The sequence below is a fragment of the Nocardia sp. NPDC050712 genome (genome assembly GCF_040654295.1).
Taxonomy (GTDB): Bacteria; Actinomycetota; Actinomycetes; order Mycobacteriales; family Mycobacteriaceae; genus Nocardia.
The window spans coordinates 287555-308065 of sequence record NZ_JBFAHT010000001.1 but is presented as its reverse complement, the minus strand read 5'-3'; the positions used below and the strand labels follow the sequence as shown (position 1 = coordinate 308065).

The 20511-nt window shown below is 69.3% G+C and carries 23 protein-coding genes; 15 read left to right on the top strand and 8 right to left on the bottom strand.

Annotated elements, in window-relative coordinates; translation table 11 throughout:
• Positions 1 to 34 precede the first annotated feature (34 nt).
• Positions 35 to 961, bottom strand: a complete 927-nt coding sequence (locus tag AB0H76_RS01545) for a CoA ester lyase (protein ID WP_357315815.1) — start codon at positions 959 to 961, stop codon at positions 35 to 37.
• 78 nt (positions 962 to 1039) lie between these two features.
• On the opposite strand from AB0H76_RS01545, the gene AB0H76_RS01540 reads away from it, so the two are divergent.
• From AB0H76_RS01540 to AB0H76_RS01500, 9 genes are all read left to right on the top strand, one after another.
• Positions 1040 to 2326, top strand: a complete 1287-nt coding sequence (locus tag AB0H76_RS01540; RefSeq protein WP_357315812.1) for a CBS domain-containing protein — start codon at positions 1040 to 1042, stop codon at positions 2324 to 2326.
• The gene (locus AB0H76_RS01535; protein WP_357315809.1) at positions 2319 to 2915 is read left to right on the top strand and encodes a DUF1003 domain-containing protein; all 597 of its coding nucleotides are present in this window, start codon (positions 2319 to 2321) and stop codon (positions 2913 to 2915) included. Before AB0H76_RS01540 ends, AB0H76_RS01535 begins: the two co-directional genes overlap by 8 nt.
• Positions 2916 to 3035: 120 nt before the next feature.
• Positions 3036 to 4442 carry a lytic murein transglycosylase gene (locus AB0H76_RS01530; protein WP_357315806.1) on the top strand — a complete coding sequence of 469 codons (1407 nt, stop codon included), beginning with the start codon at positions 3036 to 3038 and terminating at the stop codon, positions 4440 to 4442.
• A gap of 104 nt (positions 4443 to 4546) precedes the next feature.
• Entirely contained in the window at positions 4547 to 5395 is an 849-nt protein-coding gene (locus AB0H76_RS01525) for a lytic murein transglycosylase (RefSeq protein ID WP_357315803.1), read from the top strand.
• A 20-nt stretch (positions 5396 to 5415) separates the two neighbouring features.
• Positions 5416 to 6552, top strand: a complete 1137-nt coding sequence (locus AB0H76_RS01520) for an Mrp/NBP35 family ATP-binding protein (protein ID WP_357315800.1) — start codon at positions 5416 to 5418, stop codon at positions 6550 to 6552.
• 72 nt (positions 6553 to 6624) lie between these two features.
• Entirely contained in the window at positions 6625 to 7011 is a 387-nt protein-coding gene (locus tag AB0H76_RS01515; RefSeq protein ID WP_357315797.1) for a DivIVA domain-containing protein, read from the top strand.
• Positions 7008 to 7643 carry a DNA-3-methyladenine glycosylase I gene (locus AB0H76_RS01510; protein ID WP_357315795.1) on the top strand — a complete coding sequence of 212 codons (636 nt, stop codon included), beginning with the start codon at positions 7008 to 7010 and terminating at the stop codon, positions 7641 to 7643. Before AB0H76_RS01515 ends, AB0H76_RS01510 begins: the two co-directional genes overlap by 4 nt.
• Before the next feature lie 103 nt (positions 7644 to 7746).
• Entirely contained in the window at positions 7747 to 7914 is a 168-nt protein-coding gene (locus AB0H76_RS01505) for a DUF3117 domain-containing protein (protein WP_011211259.1), read from the top strand.
• A 4-nt stretch (positions 7915 to 7918) separates the two neighbouring features.
• Positions 7919 to 8743, top strand: coding sequence for a putative RNA methyltransferase (locus tag AB0H76_RS01500; RefSeq protein ID WP_357315792.1), 825 nt, complete (start codon positions 7919 to 7921; stop codon positions 8741 to 8743).
• Here AB0H76_RS01500 and glgA read toward each other — a convergent pair.
• Positions 8740 to 9897, bottom strand: a complete 1158-nt coding sequence (gene glgA / locus AB0H76_RS01495; protein ID WP_357320291.1) for a glycogen synthase — start codon at positions 9895 to 9897, stop codon at positions 8740 to 8742. The two genes, AB0H76_RS01500 and glgA, sit on opposite strands and share 4 nt — an antisense overlap.
• A gap of 128 nt (positions 9898 to 10025) precedes the next feature.
• Between glgA and glgC the strand changes: the two genes are divergently transcribed.
• A complete protein-coding gene (gene glgC, locus AB0H76_RS01490; protein ID WP_357315790.1) occupies positions 10026 to 11240 on the top strand; it encodes a glucose-1-phosphate adenylyltransferase in 1215 nt (404 codons plus the stop codon).
• Here the strand turns inward: glgC and AB0H76_RS01485 are convergent.
• From AB0H76_RS01485 to AB0H76_RS01475, 3 genes are read right to left on the bottom strand one after another with little or no spacing between them, the layout of a single operon-like run.
• Positions 11237 to 11572, bottom strand: a complete 336-nt coding sequence (locus AB0H76_RS01485; protein WP_357315787.1) for a hypothetical protein — start codon at positions 11570 to 11572, stop codon at positions 11237 to 11239. The two genes, glgC and AB0H76_RS01485, sit on opposite strands and share 4 nt — an antisense overlap.
• A 38-nt stretch (positions 11573 to 11610) precedes the next feature.
• On the bottom strand, positions 11611 to 11844 hold the full coding sequence (locus AB0H76_RS01480) for a hypothetical protein (RefSeq protein ID WP_357315784.1): 234 nt from the start codon (positions 11842 to 11844) through the stop codon (positions 11611 to 11613).
• Positions 11845 to 11902: 58 nt separating this feature from the next.
• Positions 11903 to 12541 (bottom strand): O-methyltransferase, encoded by a 639-nt coding sequence (locus AB0H76_RS01475; protein WP_357320288.1) that lies wholly within the window; start codon positions 12539 to 12541, stop codon positions 11903 to 11905.
• A gap of 237 nt (positions 12542 to 12778) precedes the next feature.
• Here AB0H76_RS01475 and sigE point away from each other — a divergent pair, with 237 nt between their 5' ends.
• The 5 genes from sigE to AB0H76_RS01450 all read left to right on the top strand — a co-directional run bounded on the left by sigE (position 12779) and on the right by AB0H76_RS01450 (position 16868).
• The gene (gene sigE / locus AB0H76_RS01470; protein WP_357315781.1) at positions 12779 to 13474 is read left to right on the top strand and encodes an RNA polymerase sigma factor SigE; all 696 of its coding nucleotides are present in this window, start codon (positions 12779 to 12781) and stop codon (positions 13472 to 13474) included.
• An 85-nt stretch (positions 13475 to 13559) separates the two neighbouring features.
• Positions 13560 to 13952: a zf-HC2 domain-containing protein gene (locus AB0H76_RS01465; RefSeq protein ID WP_357315778.1), complete on the top strand. Its 393-nt coding sequence runs from the start codon at positions 13560 to 13562 to the stop codon at positions 13950 to 13952.
• 10 nt (positions 13953 to 13962) lie between these two features.
• Entirely contained in the window at positions 13963 to 15501 is a 1539-nt protein-coding gene (locus AB0H76_RS01460; protein WP_357315775.1) for a trypsin-like peptidase domain-containing protein, read from the top strand.
• Positions 15502 to 15534: 33 nt separating this feature from the next.
• Positions 15535 to 15939 (top strand): Sec-independent protein translocase protein TatB, encoded by a 405-nt coding sequence (gene tatB, locus AB0H76_RS01455; RefSeq protein WP_357315772.1) that lies wholly within the window; start codon positions 15535 to 15537, stop codon positions 15937 to 15939.
• Positions 15940 to 16007: 68 nt separating this feature from the next.
• A complete protein-coding gene (locus AB0H76_RS01450; RefSeq protein ID WP_357315770.1) occupies positions 16008 to 16868 on the top strand; it encodes a hypothetical protein in 861 nt (286 codons plus the stop codon).
• Between the two features lie 30 nt (positions 16869 to 16898).
• Here the strand turns inward: AB0H76_RS01450 and AB0H76_RS01445 are convergent, their stop codons facing one another.
• From AB0H76_RS01445 to AB0H76_RS01435, 3 genes are read right to left on the bottom strand one after another with little or no spacing between them, the layout of a single operon-like run.
• On the bottom strand, positions 16899 to 17807 hold the full coding sequence (locus AB0H76_RS01445) for a glucosyl-3-phosphoglycerate synthase (protein ID WP_357315767.1): 909 nt from the start codon (positions 17805 to 17807) through the stop codon (positions 16899 to 16901).
• Positions 17804 to 18688, bottom strand: a complete 885-nt coding sequence (folP, locus tag AB0H76_RS01440) for a dihydropteroate synthase (protein WP_357315764.1) — start codon at positions 18686 to 18688, stop codon at positions 17804 to 17806. Before folP ends, AB0H76_RS01445 begins: the two co-directional genes overlap by 4 nt.
• A 55-nt stretch (positions 18689 to 18743) precedes the next feature.
• Positions 18744 to 20507: a long-chain-acyl-CoA synthetase gene (locus AB0H76_RS01435; protein ID WP_357315761.1), complete on the bottom strand. Its 1764-nt coding sequence runs from the start codon at positions 20505 to 20507 to the stop codon at positions 18744 to 18746.
• Between the last annotated feature and the right edge of the window lie 4 nt (positions 20508 to 20511).

The following is a 20511-nucleotide window of genomic DNA, read 5'->3' as shown; positions in this document are numbered from 1 at the left end:
CACCGGTGGTCCGGTGATGTGAAACGCGGCTCTTCTACGTGGAACGCGTCATACCGGCGGCCCGGCCCTGCTCGGCGACCACCTGGGCCATCTTCGCGCTGGCCTCGTCGATCATCTCGTCGCCGAGCATGACCGCGCCGCGGGCGCCGCCCTCGGCGGAGGTGTGGAAGGCATAGGCCGCCAGGATCTCCTCGGCCCGGTCGTAGTCGGCCTGGCGCGGGCTGAAGATCTCGTTGCAGGCCTCGACCTGGCCGGGATGCAGCACCCACTTGCCGTCGAAACCGAGGGCGGCGGTGCGCCGGGCGGCCCGGCGGAAACCGTCCACGTCGCGGATCTGCAAGTACGGGCCGTCGATCGCCTGCAAGCCGTGCGCGCGGGCGGTGAGCAGGATCGTCATCAGGATGTGGTGATAAGCATCACCGGGTTCGTAGCCCTCGGGCTGCTCGCCGACGACCAGGGTGCGCATAGTGATGCTGGCCATGAAGTCCGCGGGCCCGAAGACCAGCGCCTGCACGCGCGGGCTCGCGGTCGCGATGGCATCGATATTGCGCAGGCCGAGGGCGTTTTCCAGCTGCGGCTCGATCCCGATCCGGCCCACCGGCAGGCCCTGGGCCTTCTCCAACTGGGTGAGCAGCAGATCCAGCGCCCGCACCTGCCCGGCATCGGTGACCTTCGGCAGCAGGATCGCGTCGATCGCCGCGCCCGCGCCCTCGACCACGGTGATCACGTCGGCGTAGGTCCACTGCGTGGTCCAGTCGTTGACCCGCACCACCTTCAGCTGCGTGCCCCAGCCCGAATCATTGAGCGCGGCCACGATATTGGCGCGGGCCTGGGCTTTCGCGACCGGCGCGACCGCGTCCTCCAGGTCGAGGAACACCTCGTCGACCGGCAGCCCCTTGGCCTTCTCGATCATCTTCGGGTTGCTTCCCGGCACGGCGAGTACCGAACGGCGCGACTTCATAGATCTCCTAGCTGTTTGCCTGTCCAGGGGCTCGTGGCGTGGTACGAGACCGGGCCGCGAACCCTTAGCCTGGCAAGCATGGCAGCAACCAGGGTGTACATCGCCAGGCTGTCCGGCCTGGTGGTGCTGGGACCGGACGGCGAGTCTATCGGCCGGATCCGCGATGTCGTCGTGGCCATCCGCTACGACCGGCAGCAACCGCGGGTGCACGGGCTGGTCGTCGAATTGCCCACCCGCCGCCGGATTTTCGTGCCGATGCTGCGGGTGACCGGCATCGAGCCGGGCGTGGTGACGCTCAACACCGGCACCGTGAGCCTGCGCCGATTCGCCCAGCGCGCGGGCGAACTACTGGCGCTGGCCCAGATCGTGGACTCCGCGGTCCGCGTCGAGGACCCGGATCTGCCCGACCTGGCCGGCGTGGACGTCTTCGTCGTCGATCTCGCCATCGAGCAGTCCAGAACCCGGGACTGGCTGGTGGCGCGGGTCGCGGTGCGCGGGCACCGCCGCATCGGCCGCCGCCGCACCGTGCACGTGGTGGACTGGTCGCGGGTCAGCGGGCTGACCCCCTACGAGGTGGGCCGCCCCGGCCAGGACGTCACCCAGCTGCTCGCCCAGTTCGAGGGCATGCGCGCCCCCGACGTCGCGCACCTGCTGCGCGAGCTACCCGAGAAGCGCCGGATCGAAGTCGCCGAGGCCCTCGACGACGAGCGCTTGGCCGACGTCGTGCAGGAGCTGCCCGACGACGATCAGATCGACCTGCTCGGCCACCTCGAGGTCGGCCGCGCCGCCGACGTGCTGGAGGCGATGGACCCCGACGACGCCGCCGACCTGCTGGGCGAACTGTCCACCGGGGAACGCGAATCCCTGCTCGCGCTGATGGACCCGGAGGAATCCGAACCGGTCCGCCGGCTGCTGCAGCACTCCCCCGACACCGCGGGCGGTCTGATGACGCCCAAGCCGGTGATCCTGACCCCGGCCACCACCGTGGCCGAAGCGCTTGCCCGGGTGCGCAACCCGGATCTGACGCCCGCGCTGGCCTCGATGGTGTTCGTGGTGCGCCCCCCGACGGCCACGCCGACGGGCCGCTATCTGGGCTGTGTACACATCCAGCAGTTGCTGCGCGAACCTCCGGCACACCTGGTGGGCGGGATTCTGGACTCCGATCTGGCCCCGCTGCATCCCGAGGTGCCGCTGGGCGCGGTGACCCGCTACTTCGCCACCTACAACCTGGTCTGCGGTCCGGTGGTGGATCAGGAGAACCATCTGCTCGGCGCGGTCACCGTCGACGACGTCCTGGACCATCTGCTGCCCGAGGACTGGCGCGAACAGGAGCAGGCGCTCGGGGAGGTCCGGATCCATGACTGAGAAGCGGTTGGCCGAGAAGGCTTCGGCCCGGCAGCGTCTGGAAACGCCGATGGAATCGCGTTTCCGATTCGACTGGGACGCGGACGCTTTGGCGCGCGGCAGCGAGCGCGTCGCCCGATTCCTGGGCACCGGGCGGTATCTGGCGATCCAGACCATCGTCGTCATCATCTGGATCGTGCTGAACGTGTTCTGGGTGGCACTGCGCTGGGACCCGTACCCGTTCATCCTGCTGAACCTGGCGTTCTCCACCCAGGCCGCCTACGCGGCGCCGCTGATCCTGCTGGCGCAGAACCGTCAGGACAACCGGGACCGAGTCGCCTTGGAGGAGGACCGGACTCGCGCGGCGCAGACCAAGGCCGACACCGAGTTCCTGGCGCGCGAGCTCGCGGCGCTGCGCATCGCGGTCGGCGATGTCGCCACCCGTGACTATCTGCGCCGGGAGATCGAGGAGATGCGCGAGGTGCTGGATCGGATCGAGGTGGCCGCTGGAACGTTCCGGCCCGACCAGACGATCAAGACACGCCGGAAGAAATCATCCGGGCAAAAGCAGGCACCGGGACCGATTTCGCCTCCAGTTGCTGACGATTGACCGGAAATGTGCACTGAATCACCTGACCGGTGGGTAACCTAGACAGCGTTGTCCCGAGGGGCGGGCGGGCAGGGGATGGCCCGGCCTCGCTCCCACGACGTAGAGGATTGGTGTGGCCGAATGCGCAGATCTGCCCCAATAACCGTGTCGGCGCTGGTCGTCGCGGGTCTCGTCGCTACCGGATCGACTACTAATTCCACCACCGATACCGCGCCGCCCACCGCGCCGGAGGCTTTACTGGCCGCCGCGAAAGGCTCGGGCAACACCGCAGCCACAGCCGGTGAGGCGCAACTGTCCCGGACGGTCGGCCTACTACCGGTCGCCCCGGAAACTCCTCGCAAACTCACAGCAATGACTCCGCCCGCCGACGGCGTCGCTCCCTTCGCCGGCCTGGTCCCCCTGCGTGACATCGCCCTGCCGGCCACCGGCGGGGCGCTCGGCATTCCGGAGATAGTGCTCGCCGCCTACCGCAATGCCGAACTGGCGCTGGAGTCCTCGGCGCCCGGCTGCGGCGTGTCCTGGAATCTGCTGGCCGGCATCGGCCGCATCGAATCCGGCCACGCCAGCAGCGGCCGCACCGACGCCGCCGGCACCACCGTCACCCCGATCTTCGGCCCCGCCCTGGACGGCACCCTGCCCGGCAACGAGGTCATCAAGGCCGCCGAGGGCGGCTACGTCCGCGCGCTCGGGCCGATGCAGTTCCTGCCGGGCACCTGGAGCAACTACGCGGCCGACGGCAACGGCGACGGCGTCGCCGATCCGCACAATGTCTTCGACGCCGCGCTGGCGGCCGGCAAGTACCTGTGCTCGGGCAATATGAATCTGCGTGACCCGCAACAGGAACTGCGGGCGGTGCTGCGCTACAACAACTCGATGTCCTACGCCGCCAACGTGCTGAGCTGGAGTTCGGCCTATCGCACCGGCGGCTCGCCGAGCCAGGTGCCCATCTCCCCCGCGCTGATCGCGCCCGGCACCAGCCCGATCCAGGCCGGCCCGGACATGGTGGCCGCCAACACCAAACCGCCGACGAGCACCGAGCAGCCCCCGTCGCAGGCCCCGGCGGTCACCCCGGCGACGCCGACGCCGACCGAGGTGATGATCTACCTGCCCGGCCTGCCGCCGATCCCGTGCGGCATCTTCTGCCCGGCGCCGGTCCCGCCGCCGGCGGATCAGTGTGTGGGCGAGACGATTCCGGCGCCGATGGCGCGCCCGGTCGAGGAAGCCGTGAACCCGAACGCGCCGCAGACCTACGGTGCGAGCGAACCCGCCGACACCGAGCCCGGCAAGGCCGAGCCGAAGCAGCCGGTGTGCGTCCCGGCCGACCCCGCCAAGCCCGCGGAACCCGGCGCCCAGGCCGCGCCCGCCGCCCCGGCGGCCCCCGCACCGGCCCAGCAGCCCGAGGTCGCCAAGACACCGGAACCCGAGCCGCCCGCGCCCGCCGAGGCCGCACCGGCCGAGCCCGCGCCGGTCGCGCCGCCCGCGATCACGCTGCCCTTCAACATCGTTATCCCGTTGCCAGCAGCCTGATTCCGAAACATAAACACAGGTCACGAAGGAGTAACAAAAAGGTCTCGAATGCGGTAGCCTCGTGTGGTCCACAACAGCTCGTCGCTGCAGGAGGATCACCGCAAGTGGGGCGTCACCGTAAGCAATCGCCTGCGACCGTCAGGCGCAGCTCCGTACTCGCACTAACCGGGTTGGTACCCGCCGGCTTCATGGCCGTCGGCGCCGCCTCCGATCTGGACACCGGGGAAGTCGCGGCCATTCAGCAGGTGGGCGAGGGCGAACTGGAGCCGCTGGCCGCCAGAGCCGCGGCCGCGCTGGATCCCGCCGAACAGACCCACGCCGTCGCCAAGCAGGGGCACAGAGCGCCGCCGGTCGTCAAAACCGTTGCGCTGCCCAATGACCGGGAGAAGTCGACGCTGCCCGCGCAGGCCGGCATCCCGGGCGTCGCCATCGCGGCCTACCAGACCGCCGAGGAGACGCTGCACGCGGAGAATCCGACCTGCAACATGTCCTGGTCCATGCTGGCGGGCATCGGGCGCGTCGAGTCCACGCACGCCTTCGGCGGCAAGGCCGACAACCAGGGCAACCCGCTCAGCCCGGTCTACGGCCCGGTGCTCGACGGCAGCCTCTACGGCAACAACGTCATCCACGACAGCGACGGCGGCGAACTCGACGGCCTCGGCGGCTACGACCGCGCCATCGGCCCGATGCAGTTCCTGCCCGAAACCTGGAAGAAGTTCGCCGCCGACGGCAACAACGACGGCATCGCCGATCCACAGAACCTCTACGACGCCGCGCTGACCGCGGGTAAGTACCTGTGCTCGGGCGGCCTGAACATGCGCGACGTGGGCCAGCAGACCCGCGCGATCCTGCGCTACAACAACTCCATGGCCTATGTGGCCAACGTCATGGCATGGGCCAACTCCTACAACACGGGCGTCGCCCCGAAGCCCGCAGAGCTCCCCAAAATCTGAGGCGCCTAAAATTCACTGCTATGCCAGTGTTTACGGAAGCGGATGTGCGGGGCGCCCTCGCAAAGGTCGACGACCCGGAGATCCGCAAGCCGATCACCGAACTCGGCATGGTGAAAAGCGTCGCGATCGATGACGACGGCAACGTCCATGTCGAGGTGTACCTGACCACTGCGGGCTGCCCCCTGCGTACCGAGATCACCCAGCGGGTGAGTAAGGCCGTCGCCGATGTGCCGGGCGCGGGCGCCGTCACCGTCGAACTCGACGTGATGGACGACGAGCAGCGCACCACCCTGCGCAAGCAGCTGCGCGGCGATTCCGCCGACCCGGTCATCCCGTTCGCCCAGCCCGGCTCGCTGACCCGGGTGTACGCCGTCGCCTCCGGTAAGGGCGGAGTCGGCAAGTCCAGCGTCACGGTCAACCTGGCCGCCGCCATGGCCGCGCGCGGCCTGTCGGTCGGCGTGCTCGACGCCGACATCTACGGCCACTCGGTGCCCCGCATGCTCGGCACCGACCAGCGCCCGACCCAGGTCGAGCGGATGATCATGCCGCCGGTCGCGCACGACGTGAAGGTCATCTCGATCGCCATGTTCACCCAGGGCAACACCCCGGTGGTGTGGCGCGGCCCGATGCTGCACCGCGCGCTGCAGCAGTTCCTGGCCGACGTCTTCTGGGGCGATCTGGACATCCTGCTGCTGGATCTGCCGCCCGGCACCGGCGACGTCGCCATCTCGATCGCCCAGCTCATCCCGAACGCCGAGATCCTGGTCGTCACCACCCCGCAGCCCGCGGCCGCCGAGGTGGCCGAGCGGGCCGGCTCGATCGCCTTGCAGACCCGTCAGCGCATCGCGGGCGTGGTGGAGAACATGTCCTGGCTGGAACTGCCCGACGGCTCCAAGATGGACCTCTACGGCTCCGGCGGCGGCCAGATCGTCGCCGACAACCTCACCCGCGCGGTCGGCGCCTCGGTGCCGCTGCTGGGCCAGATCCCGATCGAGCAGGAACTGCGCGAGTCCGGCGACGAGGGCACGCCCATCGTGCTGCGCAATCCGGAGAGCCCGGCGGCCAAGGCGCTGCTCGGTGTCGCCGACAAGCTGGCGGTCCGCCGCCGCGGGCTGGCCGGCATGTCGCTGGGCATCGACACCACCCGCCACCTGTAGCCGAACGCGAGGTCCGAATTCCGCCGGGGTGAGCTGTACCGGTTGTCGGCGGGTGCCAATAAGCTCGAACCCATGCTCACGCTGCTTCTGTACGTGCTGATCGTCGGCCTGGTGGCCGTCGTGCTGTTCCTGCTGGCGAGTGCGGTGTTCGGGCGCGGGGAGGAGCTCGGGCCGCTCCCGGAGGGCACCACCACCACCGTGCTGCCCGCCGAGGGGATCACCGGGGCCGATGTCCGGTCGCTGCGGTTCCAGCAGGTGGTCCGGGGCTACAAAGCCGGTGAGGTCGACTGGGCGCTGGCCCGGCTGGCCGCGCGCATCGACGAATTGCAGACCGAGCTGGCCCATACCCGGGCCCGGCACGCACCGGCCGCGGCCAAGCACCCGCTCCCGGATGCGCCGCCGCCCCCGGCCGCCTACAGCTTCGAAGCCGGGCCGGCCCAGCCCCGCGATCACCAGTGAGCCTCGAGCTCCCCGCCGACGGGCTGATCCGCTGTGGCTGGTCGGAGGGCTCCGAGCTGTATCGGGAGTACCACGATCACGAGTGGGGTAAGCCGGTGCGCGGCGACGACGCCCTGTTCGAGCGGATGTGCCTGGAGGCCTTCCAGTCGGGGCTGTCCTGGATCACGATTCTGCGCAAGCGGCCCGCCTTCCGCACCGCGTTCGCCGGCTTCGAGATCGAGCGGGTGGCCCGGTTCGGCCCGGCCGACGTGGCCCGGCTGATGGCGGACGCGGGCATCGTCAGAAACCGCCTCAAGATCGACGCGGTGATCACCAACGCCCAGGTTGCCCGCGATCTCGATATCGGGCTCGACGAGCTGCTCTGGAGCTTCGCGCCGGCCCCCCGGCCGCGGCCCCGCGCGCTCGCCGACGTGCCCGCCACCACAGCCGAATCCGTCGCTCTGGCAAAAGAATTGAAGCGCCGGGGATTCCGTTTCGTAGGGCCCACCACGGCCTACGCACTGATGCAGGCGACCGGAATGGTCGACGACCATCTGGTCGATTGCTGGGTGAAACGTGACGTGCCCGACAGTGGTCCCGGGGTCACATTTCGAACTCAGGTATCCGTCCACAACGGCGATAGGGAAGAATAGGTGCGGTGTAGCTCGCCAAATGCCGGCGAGCTACCTAGTTGGTGACAACTGGAGTTCCAAGAAAGTGCGCAGGATTACCGCGCAGATCTGGAGGGAGCAGAGGATGGCGGCCATGAAGCCCCGCACCGGGGACGGTCCCCTCGAGGCAACCAAAGAAGGGCGTGGAATCGTGATGCGGGTTCCACTCGAGGGTGGCGGGCGTCTGGTCGTCGAACTCACGCCGGATGAAGCAGCGGCGCTCGGTGACGAATTGAAGAGTGTCACCAGCTAGTCGTGTGCTTGCTGAGCTGGCCGGATTATTGGCCTGCCCAGAATGCGGTCTCGGTTTGGAGCCGTCCGACCGGGTACTGCGCTGCCCGCAGGGCCACAGCTTCGATCTCGCCAAGCAGGGCTATGTCAGCCTGCTGACCGGCGCTTCCACCAAGATGACCGGCGATACACCCGCCATGTTGGACGCCCGTTCCGCCTTTCAGGGCGGCGGGCACTTCACACCCATCTCCGACGCGGTCTCCGCGGCCGCGGCACCGGCCGACGAGCCGGCCGTCGTCATGCTGGAAATCGGCGCGGGCACCGGCTACTACCTCGCTCGCGCACTCGACAACGCACCCGCGGCCCGCGGCATCGCACTGGATGTGGCCAAGGCCGCTGCCCGGCGCTGCGCGCGTGCCCATCCGCGCGCCGCGGCGGTGCTGGCCGACGCCTGGCGCGGTCTGCCGCTGCGCGCGGACACGGTGCACCGGGCCGTGTCGGTGTTCGCTCCGCGCAATCCGGCCGAGGTGGCGCGGGTGCTGCGCGCCGACGGCCGCTTCGTGGTGGCCACCCCGACCGTGCGGCACCTGGCCGAGCTGGTCGGGCCGCTGGGCATGGTGACGGTGGACCCCGACAAGGAGCGCCGCCTCGCCGCGGCGATGACCGGTCATTTCGAACTCCGGGACCGTGTCGTCGTCGACTATCCGATGAAGCTGGCCCGCGCCGACATCGGGCAGGTCATCGGGATGGGCCCGTCCGCCTTCCACGACGCCGGCCGGGATCCGAGCGGGCTCCCCGAACAGCTCGAGGTGACCGCGTCGGTCACCGTCGCGACCTACGGCCGCGCCTAGCTCTTGCGCACCAGGTCGTAGACCGCGATGGTCTGCTCGGCAATGCGGAACCAGTCGAATTCGGCGATCGCGCGCTTGCGCCCGGCCGCCCCGAACCGGGCCGCGAGTTCCGGATCCCCGGCGACCTCGTTGACGGCCGCGGCCAGGGCCCGCTCGTAGGCCGCGGGCTCCTGCGGGTCGTAGTGCACCAGGCGCCCGGTGCCGCCGTCGGCGACGACCTCGGGGATGCCGCCGACGTCGGAGGCGACGACGGCGGTCGCGCAGGCCATCGCCTCCAGATTCACGATGCCCAGCGGCTCGTACACCGACGGGCAGACGAAAACGGTGGCCGCGGACAGGATCTGCCGGATCTGCTCGGTGGGCAGCATCTCGCGCACCCAGAACACGTTGCCGCGCACCCGCTGCAGTTCGTCCACCGCGGCCGCGGTCTCCACTTCGAGTTCGCGGGTGTCCGGCGCGCCCGCGCACAGCACCAGCTGAATGTCCGGATCGAAGGCGCGGGCGGCGGCCAGCAGGTGGCCGACGCCCTTCTGCCGGGTGATCCGCCCGACGAAGGCCACGATCGGGCGGTCGGTACGCACCCCCAGCTCGGCCAGGATCGGCCGGGCGCCGGGTGCGGCGGGGCCCGGGTGCCACAGCTCGGCGTCGATGCCGTTGCGGACCACGTGCACGCGATCGGGGTCGACGGCCGGATAGGCGTCGAGCACATCGCGGCGCATGCCGTCGCTCACCGCGATGACGGCGTCCGCGTGTTCGACCGCGTTGCGTTCCGACCAGGACGAGACCCGGTAGCCCCCGCCCAATTGTTCGGCTTTCCACGGCCGGCGCGGCTCCAGCGAATGCGCGGTCAGCACGTGCGGAATGCCGTACAGCGTGGCGGCCAGATGCCCGGCCAGCCCGGTGTACCAGGTGTGGGAATGCACCACGTCGACATGCCCGGCGGCGTCGGCCATGCGCAGTTGCGCGGACATCATCCGCAGTGCCGGATTGGACTCCTGGAGCAGCGGATCAGGTTGGTGCACAACGGCATCCGTGCGCGAGACGCCCATGCAGTGCACGGTGACATCGGCCAGCCGGCGCAGCCGCGCGGTGAGCTCGGTGACGTGCACGCCGGCGCCGCCGTAGATCTCCGGCGGGTACTCGCGAGTCAGCATCGCGACCCGGAGCCCCTCGGGGCCCGCCGCGAAAACTCCCCCATCCGTGCCGAAACTCACCCACTTCAAACTAGACGCTCGGCTCGGCTCGGGCCACTCAGCGGACTACTTCACGGTAGTTTGGCTGTGTGAGGAGCCAGCCGCACGTACTCGGGATCGTGCTCGCCGGTGGCGAGGGCAAGCGACTGTTCCCCCTCACCGCGGACCGGGCCAAGCCTGCCGTCCCCTTCGGCGGTGCCTACCGCCTCATCGATTTCGTGCTCAGCAACCTGGTGAACGCCGGATATCTGCGGCTGTGCGTGCTCACCCAGTACAAGTCGCACTCGCTGGACCGCCACATCTCCCAGACCTGGCGGCTGTCCGGGTTCGCCGGTGAATACATCACCCCGGTGCCCGCGCAGCAGCGGCTAGGCCCGCGCTGGTACACCGGCAGCGCCGACGCGATCATGCAGTCGCTGAATCTGATCCAGGACGAGGACCCGGACTACATCGTGGTCTTCGGCGCCGACCACGTGTACCGGATGGATCCGGAGCAGATGGTCTCCGCGCACATCGCCTCCGGCGCGGGCGTGACGGTCGCGGGCATCCGGGTGCCGCGCAGTGAGGCGAGCGCGTTCGGCTGCATCGATTCCGACGAGTCCGGCCGGATCACCCAGTTCCTGGAGAAGCCCGCGCACCCGCCGGGCACCCCGGACGACCCGAACGTCACCTTCGCCTCGATGGGCAACTACGTCTTCAGCACCAAGGTGCTGGTGGACACCATCCGCGCCGACGCCGAGGACAACGACTCCGACCACGACATGGGCGGCGACATCATCCCGGCGCTGGTCGCCGCCGGGGACGCCGCGGTCTACGACTTCGCCGACAACGAGGTGCCCGGCGCCACCGACCGCGACCGCGGCTACTGGCGCGACGTCGGCACCATCGACGCCTTCTACGAGGCGCACATGGACCTGGTCTCGGTGCACCCGGTGTTCAACCTCTACAACCGGCACTGGCCGATCCGCGGGGCCGCCGAGAACCTTCCGCCCGCCAAGTTCGCGCAGGGTGGGCTGGCCCAGGAGTCGATCGTCGGCGCGGGCAGCATTCTGTCCGCGGCCACCGTGCGCAATTCCGTGCTCAGCTCCAACGTCATGATCGACGACGGCGCGACCGTCGAGGGCAGCGTGCTGATGCCGGGTGTGCGGATCGGGCGGGGCGCGGTGGTGCGCCGGGCCATCCTGGACAAGAACGTGGTCGTCGGCGAGGGCGAGATCATCGGCGTGGACGTCGAGCGCGACCGGGACCGGTTCGCCATCAGTCACGGAGGCATCGTCACCGTCGGCAAGGGGATCTGGGTCTAGGGCCCGGATTGCGGGCCGGTGCAGAACGGCGCGCAGGGCCCCGGGGTACGCGGGACCGTGGTCTCGGGGTCGCCACCGAAATCGGCGGTACTGACCAGCACCAGGAGCACGATGGCCCCGACCAGCAGGAGCACGAAGATGATCGCGGCGCCGGCCCAGTCGGTCTGCCCGTCCGCGCGGCGATCGGTGTCGTAGCCCCGGTTGTCGTAGGCGCGGTTGTCGTAGGCGCGGTCAGGGCCCGGATCGTCGTACGCCTCGTAGGCGTCGTAGGCCTCCCGGTTGCGAAACCGGCGGCGGCGGGCTCGCTGCTCTTCTTCCCAGCCCTCCCACATGGCACTGACCCTTCACTGTGACCGGGCCGTGGTCGCGTTCAGCGTGCGGGCTCGGTGCAGAACGGTGCGCAGGTTCCCGGCGGCGGCGGCGCTTTAGTCGGTCCGGTGTCGAAATCGGCGTTGCTGACCAACACAAGCACAATCACCGCCGCCGCGACCATCAAACCGACGACCGACAAGACCATAATCAGCCAATAGGGCACCGATTTCTCGGTGGCGATATGCCCTACGTGCACACCTTCGACGAATTCGGACCCGCTCTGCCACGTCATGCTGTACCTCTGCAACCCTGTGTAGTGGTTGCCGGTTACCCCCTGCGGGGCAAAGGAATCAGCCGCGCGAGGCGCAGAGCAAACCGTCGCCGACGGGGATCAGCACACTGGTCAACTCCGGGTTCTCGGCGATGGCGCGGGTCGCCGCGCGCACCGCCTGGGTCGCCGGATCACGTTGGGCCGCATCGGGAACGCGCCCGCCGAGCAGCGCGTTGTGCAGGATGATCGCGCCGCCCTGGCGCAGCAGCCGGACGGCCTGCTCGACGTATTCCGGATGCTCCATCGGCGCCGCGTCGATGAAGACCAGGTCGTAGGCGCCGTCGGCGAGCCGGGGCAGCACGTCCAGGGCGCGGCCGTTGATCAGCCGGGTCCGGGCGGGCGGGATCTCCGCGGTGCGGAAAGCCTCCTTGGCGGCACGCTGATGCTCGGGCTCGGAATCGATCGTGGTGAGCGTGCCGTCCTCGCGCATACCGTCGAGCAGCCACAGCCCGCTGATCCCCGCTCCGGTGCCCACCTCGACCACCGCGCGGGCCCCGAGCAACTGGGAGTACATACTCAGCAAAGCCCCGACCGACGGGGGCACCGGCGCCGCGCCGAGCTCGGTGGCCCGTTCCCGCGCGCCGACGAGTACCTCGTCCTCCACCACGGATTCCTCCACGTAGGCGAGATTTTGCTCCAGATTCGATGCCACGCCTATGAGGCTAATGCGGAGAACGTGTTATCGGCGTTGTGACAACACGGTTTCGGCCCCGCCGAGTTTCTCAGCCGACCCTCAGGATCTCCATATCCCCGGCATACAAGCACAGGAAAGAGTAGGGGCAAGCAAGACCAGTCGACCGCGCAACGGCGGGGGCGGGAACAACGACATACAGGTTGTCGGTTGTATTCGCTACTGCCGTGTTTACGGTCCTGAGTAGGAGGTAGCCCCATCCACATGGTCAAAGGTTCGTTTGCGGCGCTTTCGGGGCACCCCACCACTGTTCCCGAGCAGTCGACCCTGCCTGAGCAGGCCTTTCCCCTTGATTCCGATGCCTCCGAGATCCCCGAGGAAGAACTGACCGGCACCGCCGCGTTCGACGCCACCGGCGATCGCACGGTCATGCCCTCCTGGGACGAACTGGTCCGCGAGCACGCCGACCGCGTCTACCGGCTGGCCTACCGGCTCTCCGGCGACGCGCAGGACGCCGAGGACCTCACCCAGGAGACCTTCATCCGGGTCTTCCGCTCCCTGTCCAACTACCAGCCGGGCACCTTCGAGGGCTGGCTGCACCGCATCACCACCAACCTGTTCCTGGACATGGTCCGCCGCCGCAACCGCATCCGGATGGAAGCGCTGCCCGAGGACTACGACCGGGTGCCGGCCGAGGGCCCGACCCCCGAGGACGCCTACCACGACGCCCGCCTGGATCCCGAGCTGCAATCGGCGCTGGACGCGCTGGCTCCGGAATTCCGCGCCGCGGTCGTGCTCTGCGACATCGAGGGCCTGTCCTACGAGGAGATCGGCGCGACGCTGGGCGTGAAACTGGGCACTGTGCGCAGCCGAATCCACCGCGGCCGCCAGGCACTGCGTGAGCACCTTGCGCATAATGGAGCTGGGCAGCGGATTACCGCGGCCACGAGCCTTGGGTGAGCCGGGCACCGAACCGACTGTCGGCTTCGGGAGCCGGCCTCACCGTCAGCAGATGGATGTTGCCGGTCGGAAGGGTGAGCACCGAATGAGTGGCGAAGCTAGGCCGCGTTTTCGTCCCACCGAGCATCTGGCGAGCGAAGCGATCGCCGCCTATGTGGACGGCGAGTTGCGGATGAACGCTTATTTGCGCGCCGCTCAGCATTTGTCCCAGTGCCCCGAGTGCGCGGCCGAGGTCGACGCACAGCAGCAGGCGCGCATCGCGTTGCGCCAGTCCGGCCCGATCCGGATTCCGCACGGCCTGCACGACACTTTGAGCCGCATCCCGCTCGGCGAATTGCCCGGCGCCGGTCCGAGCGCGGGTCCGCCGTCCGATCGGCCGGCCCATTCCGCGCCGGGAAACTCGCGTACCGAGGCAGTTTTCGGTTTTCTGCCGGATTCGTTCACCGCGACCCGGTGGGCACAGTGGTGGCGCAAGTAGAGTTTCACGCGTGACCACCGAATCGCAGAACACCGGATCGGCCGACACCAACGATTCGGCGGCCAATCGGGGAAGCCTGAGGCCGTCAGATGCGCCCGTATTGGGCCCGAGACCGGTTAATCGCCCCCAGGTAGATCCGCATACCGCCTCGACTTTCGGCAGGCCCGCCGGGCAGGTCGGATCCTTCGCCGCGTATTCACCGGGCGGTGCCCCCGATGCCGCGCCGCAACTCGGCCCGGAATTGCAGAACCGCCCGCCGGATTCGGTGCTCGCCGAGGCTTTCGGCCGGCCCGCGGGTTCCAGCGAACTGCTGCAACGTGATCCCGATGCCGACGACGCCCATCCCGCCGTCGCCGGTCCCGCGGATCCGTGGCGTGATCCGAACGCACCCGCGCGGCTCGGTGCCCCGGCGGTCGAGACGCCCGCGCCCGAGGCGCTACCGCAGTCGCACAGGCTCAGTGCCCGCGAGGTGCTCTTCGGTTCCCGCGTCGCGCCCAAGGCGCTGGCGTTGCTGGCCGCTGTCGCGCTCGCCATCGGCCTGGTGGGTGGTCTGGTCGGCCGGCTGACGGCCGAGACCTCGCAGACCCTGACCTCGCGCAAGGTGGCCCTGGAACAGGGTGACGCGCCCGAGCAGCCGCACGGCCAGATCTCCCAGGTCGCCAATGCCGTACTGCCGTCGGTGGTTTCGATCCGCGTGACGGTCGGCGACAACGGCGCCACCGGCTCCGGCGTGGTGATCGACGGCGCCGGCTACGTGGTCACCAACAATCACGTGATCTCGATGGCCGCGCAGGACAAGAGCAACCGCGCGGTCATGCAGGTGACCTTCTCCGACGGCACCCGGGTGCCCGCGCAGCTGGTCGGCCGCGATCAGAAGACCGACCTCGCGGTGCTCAAGGTCGATGTGAAGAACCTCACGGTGGCCGAGATCGGCAAGTCCGCGGACGTCCAGGTGGGCGACGACGTGCTGGCCGTCGGTTCGCCGCTGGGCCTGAGCAAGACCGTCACCTCCGGCATCGTCAGCGCGCTGCACCGGCCGGTGAAGCTGGCCGGTGAGGGCAGCGACACCAACGCCGTCATCGACGCCGTGCAGACCGACGCCGCGATCAACCCGGGTAACTCCGGTGGCGCGCTGGTCGACATGCAGGGCCGGCTGATCGGTATCAACACCGCGATCCGCAGCGAGTCCGGCGGTTCGGTCGGTCTCGGCTTCGCCATCCCGGCCGATGTGGTGACCACGGTCGCGCAGACGCTGATCCGCGACGGGCAGATGCACCACGCCAAGATCGGCTTGTCGGCGCGCACCAAGACGGTCGCCAACGAGGTGATGAGCGGCGCCGCGGTCGCCGATGTGGAGCCGGGTGGCCCCGCGGCCAAGGCGGGCATCGTCGAGGGCGACGTGATCGTCAAGATCGGGGACCGGGAAGTGACCGGGCCCGAGGAACTGACGGTCGCCGTGCAGCAGCACAAGATCGGCGAGCGGGTGAACGTGCAGTTGATCCGCGATGGCAGGCAGGTAGACGTGCCGGTCACCCTCGAGTCCGACTGAGAAGTGGCGTGACCTCCGGGTACGCTGGGATCCGTGTTCAGCAACATCGGCTGGAGCGAGATGGTCATCTTGCTCGTCGCAGCCCTAGTGATCCTCGGCCCGGAGCGTCTGCCCGGCGCGGTTCGCTGGACCACGCGCAGCCTGCGTCAGGTGCGCGATTACGCCAGCGGCGCGACCACCCAGCTCAAACAGGAGCTCGGCCCGGAGTTCGACGATCTGCGCAAACCGCTGGCCGAGCTGAACGAGCTGCGCGGGATGTCGCCGCGCGCGGTGGTCACCAAACATCTGCTGGGCGGTGACGATTCGGTGTTCAAGGAAATCGACGGCGCTGTCGGAGATCTTCGGAACGGCACTCAGATGCCCGCGCACCCCATGCTGAAGCCGCAGAAACCGCTGGAGCGCAACGAAACTCCACCGATCGACAACGACGCCACCTAGGCCGAGCAAGGTCACCGGCGTCAAGCGTTCTAGACACCTGACACTGTCCAGCTGTCTAGACTTCGCACATGTCGGCCGATGACGTGGCACGGGTCTTCGCTATCGAGGACAAGGTCGAGCGGCTCAAAGCGGCGACCGACGGGGTAGCGGCGGCCCAGCAGACCATCAACGAACTCACCCGGATTCGCCGAGCGGTGATCCGGGAGCTACACGCCGAGGGCTGGACCTTCGCCAGAATCGGTGCGGCCGCGGGTCTTTCCCGCGCCCGCATCCATCAGGTGAGCACGCAGGGTCCGGCACCGGAGGGGTTGTTCTTCGGGCACGGTCCCGTCACCGTGATCGCGCCGGAGGTGCGCGCGGGGCGGGTGCTGGGCGCACCCGACGCCACCGCGCCCGCGCGGCTGGCCGAGTTGCTGCACGAGCTCGGGTTCGGCGCGACCATCGAACATTTCCTGCCGGGGCGCCCGATCGATCTGAACCGGGACGGGCTGATCATCGTCGGCGGCCCCGAGCTCTCCCCCAGCCTGCGCCAGCTCATCGCCGCCGACCCGCGCCTGCGCCGCGCGGTGGCCCGCGCCGGTGACGCCCGCCGGGGCATCGAGGATCGCGCCGCGCGCCGGGTCTACCGGCCCGGCGGCCCGGATCCGCACGACATCGCCTATCTGGCCCGGCTGCCGCGCCCCGACGGCCGCGGCACCTGCCTGATCATCGACGGCCTGCACCCGCCCGGTTCGCTGGGCGCCGTCCGGCTGCTGGCCACCCGCCTGGCGACGCTGCACGAGCGCGCCGCCAATCACCTGTTCTCGGTGCTGATCGCGGTGCGTTACGACCGCGGCACCGGCGAGCCGGTCGATGCCGACCTGCTCACCCCCGTCTACCGGCACGACCCTTCCGACTCGCGCGTCATGGCGCCGCGTACGCGACGCTGAGCACGCGGCGAAGGGTCGGGCCTGCGACGGTCACGCGGCGACGCGGGTGGGGCGCAGGGTGTTCATCGGGGGGCGGTCGGTGAGTGAGACCTCGGTGCTCTGCGCGGTGAAAGCGTCACCGATCATGGGGAATTGGGTGAGCGCGGCGCCGGAGTCCTGCACGCCGCTGCGGCCGAGGACCGTGCCGAGGATCTGGCGTGACATCACGCCGAGGTCGGCGAGCGGGCGGTTGCGGTGGGTCCGCACGCCCAGGTTGACCTGACCGATGGCTTCCAGGCCGAGCCGGTCGTAGGTGTCGAGCAGCAAGCCGATTTCGACGCCGTAGCCCGGTGCGAAGGGCACCGAGGTCAAAAGCTCTCTGCTGCCCGCGTATTCGCCGCCCAGGGGCTGCAGCACCTGGGATAGCTCGGGCCGCAGGGCGGCCAGCAGCGGGCGCGCGACGAGCTCGGTGACCCGGCCGCCGCCGTGCGCCTCGACCTCGCCGCCCCGGCGCAGCGGACGACGATAGTAGGCCTTGACCAGTTGCATGTCGTCGACGGTCAGCAACGGGCCCAGCAGCTTCGGGACGAAGGCCGGGTCGGGGTCGATGAGGTCGGAGTCGACGAAGGCGATCAGATCGCCCTCGGCCACGGCCAGCGAGCGCCACAGCACCTCGCCCTTGCCGGGGGCCGGATCGAGTTCGGGGACGGCCTGTTCCCGGCTGAACACCTCGGCCCCGGCGGCGCGGGCGCGCTCGGCGGTGGCGTCGGTGGAGCCGGAATCGAGGACGATCAGTTCGTCCACGAGGGTGCCCAGCAGGGGCCGGATGCTGGCCACCACGGCGGCGACCGTGGCTTCTTCGTTCAATGCGGGCAGCACGACCGAGACGGTGCGGCCGGCCTTGGCGGCCACCAGCTCCTCGATCGGCCATTCGGGGTTGTCCCAGGTGTTGATCGTCATACCAGACCTCGCAGGGTGTGCGCTGGGGGCCGGATGCCCTGGATCGCGGCGATCATGTCGACCACGCGACGGGTTGCGGCAACTTCGTGGACTCGGAAGACCCGGGCGCCTGCGGCCGCGGACCATGCGGTTGCTGCCAATGTGCCCTCCAATCGTTCGGATAGACCGACACCTAGAGTCTCCCCGATAAAATCCTTGTTGCTCAGTGCCATCAGGACTGGCCATCCGGTTTTTACGAGAACGTCGATTGCCCGCAACAACTCGAGCCCGTGATAGGTGTTCTTGCCGAAATCGTGGGTCGGATCGATCAGGATCGAATCCCGGCGCACACCTGCCGCAAGCGCCTGCTCGGCCGCGTTCACCACGGTCCCGGTGACTTCCTCGACCACGTCGGCGTACCGGACGCGGTGCGGGCGAGTCCGTGGCACCGCCCCGCCGGTGTGGCTGCACACGATTCCGGCGCCCGTTTCCGCAGCTACCCGCACCAGATCGGGGTCCGCGCCGGCCCAGGTGTCGTTGATCAGATCCGCACCCGCGTCGACCGCGGCCCGCGCCACCTCGGCCCGCCAGGTATCGATGCTGATCAATAGCTGGGGATATTTACCGCGGATCTCCGCAACGAAGGGCACGACCCGGCGGGCTTCCTCGGCGGCATCCACGAGATTGCCCGGCCCCGCCTTCACCCCGCCGATGTCGACCAGATCGGCGCCCTCGTCCACCGCCCGCGCGACCGCGTCCATCGCGGCCGCGTCGCTGAAGGTCGCGCCCTGGTCGTAGAACGAATCAGGGGTGCGATTCACGATCGCCATCACCAGTGCCCGATCCGTCCGCACCGGCCTGCCGCACAGGGTGGGAAGCGGCGTTACGGCAGGGCTGAACATGACCTTGACTGTACCCAGGGGAACCCCGCCTCAAGATCGACGGGGAGCCGTGCGACTACTTGGGGGCGCGCCGCGCCGCGACGTCGTCGGGGTAGTCGTCGTAGAACGGGACGTAGCCCTCCGAACGGCCGGACAGGACATAGAGCTCGGTGGCGTCGTCGGGTTCGTAGCCCTGCTTGCGCAGGTCGACCTTGCGGCTCTTGAACGTGGAGGTCTGCTCCAGCTCGGAGACGACCCGGACGAACAGCGGCACCGCGTACCCGGGCAGCTGGTCGTGCGCCAGGTCGGCGAGGGCCTTGCCGTCGAACTCGGTGTCCGCGCGCAGGGTGACCGCGGCCATGCCCGCCTTGCCGTCGGCGCCGGGGATATCGACGCCGAAGACCACCGCCTCGTCGATGGCGTCGGCCTTGTTCAGCGCGCCCTCGACCTGGGTGGTGGCCACGTTCTCGCCCTTCCAGCGGAAGGTGTCGCCGAGCCGGTCGACGAAGGCGATGTGCCACCAGCCCTGGTTGCGGACCAGGTCGCCGGTGTCGAACCAGGAGTCGCCGGGCTTGAAGGCGTCGCGCACCAGCTTGGATTCGGTCGCGTCCGCATCGGTGTAGCCGTCGAACGGCTGACTGTCGGTGACCTTGGCCAGCAACAACCCGATCCCGCCCGCGCCGACCCGGCGCAGCCGACCGGCGGAGTCCCGCTTGGCTGCGCCGTTCTCCTCGTCGTATTCCACGATCGTGTACGGCAGCACCGTGAACCCGGCGGTGCGATCCACCCCGAACGCGTTGACGAACGCGACCGGCGCCTCGCTGGCCCCGTAGAACTCGACGATGCGGTCGATCCCGAACCGGCTCTTGAACTCGTCCCACAGCTCCGGGCGCAGGCCGTTGCCGACGGCCAGCCGCACCCGATGCTGCCGATCGGCCGGCTTGGGCGACTGGTTCAGCAGATAGCGGCAGAGCTCACCGATGTAGATGAACGCCGTCGCCTGCTCGCGGATGATCTCGTCCCAGAAACCGGAGGCGGAGAACTTCTCGCCGAGCACGTAGGTGGCACTGCCCGAGAGCACCGACGACAGCGCCACCGTGAGCGCGTTGTTGTGATAGAGCGGCAGGCAGCAGTAGAGGGCGTCGCCGGTGTTCAGGCGCACGCCCAGGCCGCCGAGGCCGGACATCGACTGGGTCCAGCGCCGATGCGTCATCACGCTGGCCTTGGGCAGGCCGGTGGTGCCGGAGGTGAAGATCAGGAAGGCGCGCTCGCGGGCGGTGACCTGCGCGCAGACCGGCGGGTCCGAGGCGTCGGCGTCGCGGGCGGCGTCGCGAAGATCGTTGCTGAACAACACGTTCGACGGCGGTTCGGCGAGCGAGTCGAACGCTTCCCGGCACTCCTCGCCGATCACGTTCAGCACGCTCTCCAGCAGGCCGAAGCTGTGCGCGAGCACCTCGTCGCGCTGGTTGTAGTTGAGCAGGCCGACGGTGGCGCCGAGCTTGACCACCGCCAGCGCGACGAACAAGGTCTCGGGCCGGTTGGTCATCAGGACCCCGACCACGTCACCACGGTCGACACCGCGCTCGGCGAGCACATGCGCGTACCGGTTCACCTCGGCGTTGGCCTCGCGGTAGGTGAACTTCTGCCCCTGGAACCGCAGGAACAACCGATCCGGATGCCGGTGCGCGTTGCGCTGGAAGTACAGGCCGACCGAGGCCTTGTCCCCGCCGCGCACCAGCATGCCCCGGGCTCCGCGCAGCATCGACGGCGCGTCGAAGGCCATGCGGGGCAACGACTTGGCCAGATCCAGCAGGCTGACCGTGTTCCGTGTTTCGCTCACAACG

Bases quoted from the DNA above. Each gene is read 5' to 3' on its own strand.
- AB0H76_RS01505 (WP_011211259.1), top strand. From the start codon at position 7,747: ATGGCGGCCATGAAGCCCCGCACCGGGGACGGTCCCCTCGAGGCAACC.
- sigE (WP_357315781.1), top strand. From the start codon at position 12,779: ATGGTCAAAGGTTCGTTTGCGGCGCTTTCGGGGCACCCCACCACTGTT.
- AB0H76_RS01520 (WP_357315800.1), top strand. From the start codon at position 5,416: ATGCCAGTGTTTACGGAAGCGGATGTGCGGGGCGCCCTCGCAAAGGTC.
- AB0H76_RS01530 (WP_357315806.1), top strand. From the start codon at position 3,036: ATGCGCAGATCTGCCCCAATAACCGTGTCGGCGCTGGTCGTCGCGGGT.
- AB0H76_RS01465 (WP_357315778.1), top strand. From the start codon at position 13,560: ATGAGTGGCGAAGCTAGGCCGCGTTTTCGTCCCACCGAGCATCTGGCG.
- AB0H76_RS01535 (WP_357315809.1), top strand. From the start codon at position 2,319: ATGACTGAGAAGCGGTTGGCCGAGAAGGCTTCGGCCCGGCAGCGTCTG.
- AB0H76_RS01515 (WP_357315797.1), top strand. From the start codon at position 6,625: ATGCTCACGCTGCTTCTGTACGTGCTGATCGTCGGCCTGGTGGCCGTC.
- AB0H76_RS01540 (WP_357315812.1), top strand. From the start codon at position 1,040: ATGGCAGCAACCAGGGTGTACATCGCCAGGCTGTCCGGCCTGGTGGTG.
- folP (WP_357315764.1), bottom strand. From the start codon at position 18,688: ATGTTCAGCCCTGCCGTAACGCCGCTTCCCACCCTGTGCGGCAGGCCG.
- AB0H76_RS01485 (WP_357315787.1), bottom strand. From the start codon at position 11,572: ATGTGGGAGGGCTGGGAAGAAGAGCAGCGAGCCCGCCGCCGCCGGTTT.
- AB0H76_RS01450 (WP_357315770.1), top strand. From the start codon at position 16,008: ATGTCGGCCGATGACGTGGCACGGGTCTTCGCTATCGAGGACAAGGTC.
- AB0H76_RS01480 (WP_357315784.1), bottom strand. From the start codon at position 11,844: ATGACGTGGCAGAGCGGGTCCGAATTCGTCGAAGGTGTGCACGTAGGG.
- AB0H76_RS01445 (WP_357315767.1), bottom strand. From the start codon at position 17,807: ATGACGATCAACACCTGGGACAACCCCGAATGGCCGATCGAGGAGCTG.
- AB0H76_RS01545 (WP_357315815.1), bottom strand. From the start codon at position 961: ATGAAGTCGCGCCGTTCGGTACTCGCCGTGCCGGGAAGCAACCCGAAG.
- glgA (WP_357320291.1), bottom strand. From the start codon at position 9,897: ATGCTGACTCGCGAGTACCCGCCGGAGATCTACGGCGGCGCCGGCGTG.